At 31.6% G+C, this 6,805-nt stretch carries 5 protein-coding genes; 2 read left to right on the top strand and 3 right to left on the bottom strand.

The genetic code is table 11. From position 1 onward, the window contains the following. Positions 1-201: 201 nt before the first annotated feature. The 3 genes from ELQ07_RS02625 to ELQ07_RS02615 form a co-directional block, all read right to left on the bottom strand. Positions 202-1,233: a type II asparaginase gene (locus ELQ07_RS02625; protein ID WP_257841180.1), complete on the bottom strand. Its 1,032-nt coding sequence runs from the start codon at positions 1,231-1,233 to the stop codon at positions 202-204. Between the two features lie 100 nt (positions 1,234-1,333). Further along, a complete protein-coding gene (gene recJ / locus ELQ07_RS02620) occupies positions 1,334-2,905 on the bottom strand; it encodes a single-stranded-DNA-specific exonuclease RecJ (RefSeq protein WP_134224683.1) in 1,572 nt (523 codons plus the stop codon). Continuing rightward, positions 2,892-4,523 carry a CTP synthase gene (locus tag ELQ07_RS02615; RefSeq protein ID WP_002934195.1) on the bottom strand — a complete coding sequence of 544 codons (1,632 nt, stop codon included), beginning with the start codon at positions 4,521-4,523 and terminating at the stop codon, positions 2,892-2,894. The genes recJ and ELQ07_RS02615 overlap by 14 nt, the downstream gene beginning before the upstream one ends. 119 nt (positions 4,524-4,642) lie before the next feature. Between ELQ07_RS02615 and thyX the strand changes: the two genes are divergently transcribed. Then, positions 4,643-5,266 (top strand): FAD-dependent thymidylate synthase, encoded by a 624-nt coding sequence (gene thyX / locus ELQ07_RS02610; protein ID WP_002860160.1) that lies wholly within the window; start codon positions 4,643-4,645, stop codon positions 5,264-5,266. Between the two features lie 119 nt (positions 5,267-5,385). Continuing rightward, positions 5,386-6,771 carry a cation:dicarboxylase symporter family transporter gene (locus ELQ07_RS02605; RefSeq protein ID WP_134224682.1) on the top strand — a complete coding sequence of 462 codons (1,386 nt, stop codon included), beginning with the start codon at positions 5,386-5,388 and terminating at the stop codon, positions 6,769-6,771. Positions 6,772-6,805 lie beyond the last annotated feature (34 nt).

The raw sequence follows: 6,805 nt of genomic DNA, 5'->3' as shown, positions 1-6,805 counted from the left end.
AAAGTATAACCAATTAAACTTAAAAGGGGATTAAATAAAGGATTAAATAGTATAAATATTTGTGTAAGTATTTATATAAGTATAATGGGGGCTATATTTTAATGATAATAAAAAATGCAAGATATAATATACTATTATTAGGATTAAAAGGCTTGACTTAGGGAAGATAATTTCCCTAAGTTTTAGAAATATTTAAAAATTTTAATATTTTAAAAAATACTCTTGAATTTTTTTAGGATCACTTGTTTTTGTAAGCGCTAACATAAGTAAAACTCTTGCTTTTTGAGGATTCAAATCTTCAGCACTAATAAAACCTAATTTTTCATCTGAATCACTCACAGCAACACGACCTGCTACAACCCTTGAACTTACAACAACATCAAGTCCTTTTTTCATAAGCTCTTTTAAAACATTTTTTTGATCTTCATGTATACTTCCTGCACCACTTCCTGCAACAACTATACCTTTAGTTCCATGTTCAAATAAAGCTTTTGCAGCGACACCACTACCATCATTTGAATAGCTATAAAGAATATCTACTTTTGGCAAACTTGCGAGTTTGCTTACATCAAAAGGAGCGTTTTTTGTATGAGCTTTAATAACATTATTATAGAAAAAGACTTTACCATCTACTATATAACCCAAATCCCCAAAATCAGGAGAAGAGAAAGCATCAACATTTAAACTATGGGTTTTTACCACGCCTCTAGCACTTAAAATTTTATCATTCATAGCTACCATAACACCCTTGCCCTTAGACTCTTTATCAGCAGCTAATGCTACAGCATTGTAAAGATTTTTTGGCCCATCTGCACTTATAGCAGTTGATGGACGCATAGCGCCAACTAAAACTACAGGCTTATCGCTTTTAATGGTTAAATTTAAAAAATAAGCAGTTTCTTCCATGGTGTCAGTACCATGAGTTATAACCACACCATCCACCCCTTCGGCAAAAAGCTTATTGATTTCTTTAGCGAGCTTTAGCCAAATTTCATCACGCATATTTGAACTATCAATATTTGCTATTTGTTCCCCACTAATATTAGCTAAATCTTGAATTTGTGGAACCGCTTTGATTAAAACATCTACGCCAACAACTCCAGCCGTATAACCTGTTGTGGCAACAGCACTATCAATAGAACCTGCTATCGTTCCACCTGTTGCTAAAATAGCAATCTTTGGTTTAGCTTCTGCCATACATGCTCCTATAGATAAAAATACTAATACACACAATAGTAACTTTTTCACAATTCTCCCCTTATTTTGTTAAAATTCGTTTCATTAATGAAACCTATATAATATTAATAAATAATAAATAAAAATTTTATAAATTTTATAAAATTTCTTTAATAATAAATTGTGGAGTTACTAATCCTCTAAATTCATTCTTAGAAATACTTCCAAGCAAAGAAATATTTTGATTCAATTCTGGCTCTTTATCAAAATTAAAAAATAAAGCTTCTATGGTTTTATTTTCCTTGGTTAAAATAAGCTTTAAGTGTTTTTCATCTTTACCTAGAAGTTTTTTATTTTTTACACAAAGATTTTCTAAAACAAAAAAAGGTCGTGGATTTTTATGTCCAAAAGGTTCAAAAGATTCTAAAATTTCAAGCATTTCAAAATCAATTTCACTAGGTTCTAAGATTCCTAAAATTTCATCTGTATCCAAAAATTCACTTTCAGAAATTTGCGAACATTCTTTTTTGATTTTATTTTTAAATTGTTCAAAATTTTCAGAGTTTAAACTGATTCCAGCAGCACCTTTATGACCACCATAATTGCTTAATATAGAATTTGTCTTAGAAATTAAAGCTAAAATATCAATCTTGCCAACACTTCTTGCGCTACCTTTTAAGTGTTCTTCATTTTGAGAAAATACAAAAGCAGGTTTATTAAAATGTTTAGCTAAACGACTTGCCACAATCCCTAAAACCCCTTCATGCCAATTTAAACCCGATACCACAATACAAGAATCGTTTTCATCGATTTGATTTAAACTATCTTCAAAAAGCTGTTTTTCTTCATCTTTACGACTTTCATTAAAACTAACAATTTGCTCTAGATATTCTAAAGCTTTATTAAAATCTTTAGTGTGTAAAAATTCATAAGAAATACTTGCATCATCCATTCTTCCAGCACTATTTATAAGCGGAGCAATTAAAAATCCTATATTATCAAGGGCAAATTTATCCTTTTGATAATAATGCTTAATAGCCCGAAAAGCAGCTCTTTTAGATTTGTTAATATGATCTATACCACGCCTTACTAAAGCACGATTTAAATCTCTAAGCTCCATCATATCTGCAATAATTGCAATCGCCAAAAGTTCTAAAAATTTACTCATATCGTATTTAAGCTTGCAAACTTCTTTTAAAGCTGCTATCAAATACCATGCCACTTGAGCTCCACAAATTTCAATTTCTGGAAAATCACAATCTTTTTGCTTTGGATTGATAATGGCAAAAGCATCAGGTAAAACATCTTGAGGCATATGATGATCAGTGATAATCAAATCTATATTTTTTTCTTTACAGAGTTTGGCTGCTTCAAGAGCAGCTATTCCATTATCTACTGTTATTATTAAATTCACATCAAGTTCGTTGATAATCTCAGCATTTAATCCATATCCATCTTTAAAACGATTTGGAATTCTTACTATATAATCAAAACCTATATCATCGAAAAATTCTGCCATAATAACACAAGAAATGATTCCATCAACATCATAATCCCCTACTATGGCGACTTTCTCATTTTTTTCTACAGCTTCTTTGATGCGATTAGCTGCTTTATATGCATCCTTTAAACAGCATGGCAAAGGCAGATCGCAAAGTTTGGTATGCAAATCTTTTTCAAAGCGTGAAGCCAAATTTTTTTTAATTTCATTTTTATTAATTATCTTCATAGTTTATAGCTGCCTTGATAAAACCGTAAATCACAGGATTAACATGCTCAAGTCTTGATGTAAATTCTGGATGAAACTGCACAGCCAAGAAAAAAGGATGACAGTTAAGCTCAACCGCTTCGATCAATCCTTTGCTTTCACCACTTACAATCAAACCGTGTTTTTCAAAATCTGCTCTATATTTTGGATTTGCTTCATAACGGTGGCGGTGGCGTTCTTTTACACTTTTTGCTTCATTATAAACCTTAGCCAAAAGGGATTTTTCCTTAATATCGCATTTATAAGCTCCTAAACGCATAGTTCCGCCTAAAGGAGTTTTTGCAGTACGAATTTGTTTTTCTCCATTTGTATCCATAAATTCATCAATCAAATAAACCACAGGATTTTGGCATTTCTCATCAAATTCACTTGAATTTGCATCTTTAAGTTTTAATACATTTCTAGCAAATTCCACCAAAGCAAGCTGCATACCCAAACAAATTCCTAAAAAAGGAATTTTATTTTCTCTTGCGTATTGAATGGCTTTTATCTTACCTTCTACACCACGATATCCAAATCCCCCTGCAACTAAAATTCCACTCACATCTTTAAATACTTCAGCACTTTCCATATTTTCAAGTTTTTCACTATCTACCCATTTTAACTCCACTTTAGTATCTAGAGCTGCACCTGCGTGTATAATAGCTTCAGTAAGGCTTTTATAGCTTTCTTTTAAATCCACATATTTGCCTACAAAAGCGATTTTAACTTCATTGCTTGGAGCTATAACTCTTTTTACCAAAGAGTCCCAATTTTCCATATTAGGTTTTAAATTTTTCAAATCCAAAATTTCAGCAATAGGACTTAAAATATCTTGCTTTAAAAAATTAAGTGGAATTTGATAAATACTAGCCGCATCAACACTTTCTATTACACAATTTTTTTCCACCCCACAAGAAATAGCAATTTTATCTTTTAAATCTCTATCAAGAGCTTTTTCACTACGACAAATAATCATATCAGGACTAATACCTATGCGTCTTAACTCGCCTACACTATGTTGAGTTGGCTTTGTTTTTAATTCCCCTGCAGCCTTGATAAAAGGCACTAGAGTAAGATGAATATTCATAGCATTATTTTTACCCACTTCCAAACGCAAAGCACGAATAGCTTCTAAAAAAGGCAAACCTTCTATATCCCCAACAGTTCCGCCTATTTCAACGATGAGTATATCTTTGCCTTCTCCTGCTTTTTTAATGCGATCTTTGATTTCTCCTACTATATGAGGGATAACTTGAATGGTTTTGCCAAGATATTCTCCACGCCTTTCTTTTTCAATCACACTTTGATAAACGCGTCCTGTAGTAAAGTTATTATCTTGAGATAAACTCTCATCCAAAAAACGCTCATAATGCCCCAAATCAAGATCCGTTTCTGCTCCATCATCAGTTACAAAAACTTCCCCATGCTCAAAAGGACTCATAGTGCCCGGATCGACATTGATATAAGGATCAGCTTTTAAAATACTCACTTTAAGCCCTGAATTTTTTAAAAGTGTTGCGATAGAAGCAGCGGCTATTCCTTTACCTAAAGAACTTAAAACTCCACCTGTTACAAAAATATATTTTGTTTGTTTCATTGATAATAAGCCTTATTTTTTTATCTAATTATAACTTGATAAAACTTTTTATTTCATTAGAATTTTAAGTAAAAAATGCAAGAATTACAAAAAATATTTTTATCAAAAAAGGAATAAGCATGCAAATCACTTTACTTTTTCACACTCCATTATCTGTTTGTTCTCATGCAACAAGAACTTGTTGGCAAAGCTTTGAAAAAGGCGATTGCGGTGGCGAAAAAGATAAAGAACTTATCGATCGCGTGGGCAATAAATTCAAACACGCTTCAACCTTAGAACATCTAAACTATACTTTTTATATACAAGGAATTTCAAGAGCTTGTTTACAAGAAGTTGCAAGACACCGTCACACTAGTCCTAGTGTAAAAAGCACGCGTTATACCTTAAAAGAACTTCGCAATGAAGGTGAGTTTAAAATAGGAGATTTTGAAAATGCAAGCCGTTATCTTGTGCTTTGTGGTAATGAAGAGGTTGATAACGCAAGCATTAAAGCCTTAGAAAATTTACGCACTATTTTACAAAAAAGTATTAGCCTAGATATAGCCAAATACTGCTTACCAGAAAGCTATAAAACCGAACTTACACTAACGATTAATGCAAGAAGTTTACAAAATTTTATATCTTTGCGTAGTTCAAAATCAGCTCTTTGGGAGATTAGAAATTTAGCAAATGCTTTATTTGAAGCCTTACCACAAGAACACAAATTTATATTTGAACATTGCCTACATAAAGATATAGAATAAATCATACTAATTTTATCTTATTTAAAATATTTTTATGCTACTATTTATAAAATCAAGCTTTATGCAAGTATATTTTCATATACCTTGTGCTTGATTATAGTTTCTTATAAGGACTTTTTATGAATAAACAATTTTTTCAAGATTTTCTAATGCTTTCACAAGCTCATACTATAGCTACTCTTGCTATACTTTGTGTTGTTTTTTACGCATTAAAAAAAATGCGGGATATAAAAATCAATTTTTCTCTTCGCATGCTATTTGCGCTTTTAATGGGTTTGGGGTTTGGTTTTGCTTTGCAATATTTGGCAAATTTTCCAGATGCTGAAGAAGCAAGCAATATTCTTTGGTATAGTGAAACAAAACATTGGTTTGCATTTGTAAGTTCTGTTTTTGTAGCTTTTATAAAAATGCTAGTTGTTCCTCTTGTAAGCATTTGCATTATAAAAGTAATTATAGAAATTGATAAAAATATCAAAATATCTTCCTTACTTGGAATAAGTCTTTTTTGGATACTCTTTAGCACAGCCATAGCTGCAACCTTGGGTATATTTTTAGGTTATAGTTTTGATTTAGGAAGTAATTTTGCTATACATGAAGGAGATAAACAAATTCGCGAAATTCAAACTTTTTCAAATATTATACTAGGGCTAATACCTAGCAACATCATTACAGCTATTGATAAAGAAAATATTATAGCTATTGTCATTTTTTCTTTTTTTATAGGAATTAGCGCTAAAAAAATTTCTAAAAAAGAAGAGTATGAACAAGCCTTTAAAAGTTTTCATAATTTTATCCTAACCTTTTATAATATTATGATGAACATGACTGCTACAGTTATTAGATTTATGCCTTATGCTGTAGTTTGTATGATGGCTAATGTGCTTTTAAGCAATGGTTTTGAAGCTATCAAAACAGCTGGACTTTTTATAATGCTTATTTATATGGCTATGTTTATAATGTTTGGGGTGCATTTTTTGCTTCTTGCTTCACAAGGGTTAAACCCTATAAAATATGCAAAAAAAGCCTTTCCTGTATGGTTATTTGCATTTAGCTCAAGATCTTCTTTAGGCACTTTGCCTATGACCACTTCAACTTTGCAAAATAAATTTGGAGTTAATTCAGCTATAGCTAATTTTGTAGCATCTATAGGTACAACAACAGGACTTAATGGTTGTGCGGGATATTTTCCAGCTTTAGCGGCAGTTTTTGTAGCTTTTGCTACACATACACATATTGATTTTACATTTGCTTTAATGATAGTTTTGGTAGCTGTTATTGGATCCTTGGGTATAGCTGGGGTACCTGGAAGTGCAACTATGGCAGCTTCTATTATGCTAGCAGGGATTGGATTTGGTAATAATTTTGTCATGCTAAGTTTGATTTTAGCCATAGATCCTGTTATAGATATGGCAAGAACAGCAAGCAATGTCTCAGGAGCTATGACTTCGGCACTTTGTACTGCAAAAAACCTAAAAGCTCTAGATAAAGAAATTTACAATTCTTAATCTTTTAAAACCCAATGCTTTTCATTGGGTTTTA

Source organism: Campylobacter sp. US55, assembly GCF_004378955.1.
Classification (GTDB): Bacteria; Campylobacterota; Campylobacteria; order Campylobacterales; family Campylobacteraceae; genus Campylobacter_D; species Campylobacter_D jejuni.
The sequence above is the reverse complement of the archived record's forward strand: the minus strand, read 5'-3'. Positions and strand labels throughout refer to the sequence as shown.

What these genes read in the sequence shown, in the direction of transcription:
- ELQ07_RS02615 (WP_002934195.1), bottom strand. Translation starts at nt 4,523, where the DNA reads ATGAAACAAACAAAATATATTTTTGTAACAGGTGGAGTTTTAAGTTCT.
- thyX (WP_002860160.1), top strand. Translation starts at nt 4,643, where the DNA reads ATGCAAATCACTTTACTTTTTCACACTCCATTATCTGTTTGTTCTCAT.
- recJ (WP_134224683.1), bottom strand. Translation starts at nt 2,905, where the DNA reads ATGAAGATAATTAATAAAAATGAAATTAAAAAAAATTTGGCTTCACGC.
- ELQ07_RS02605 (WP_134224682.1), top strand. Translation starts at nt 5,386, where the DNA reads ATGAATAAACAATTTTTTCAAGATTTTCTAATGCTTTCACAAGCTCAT.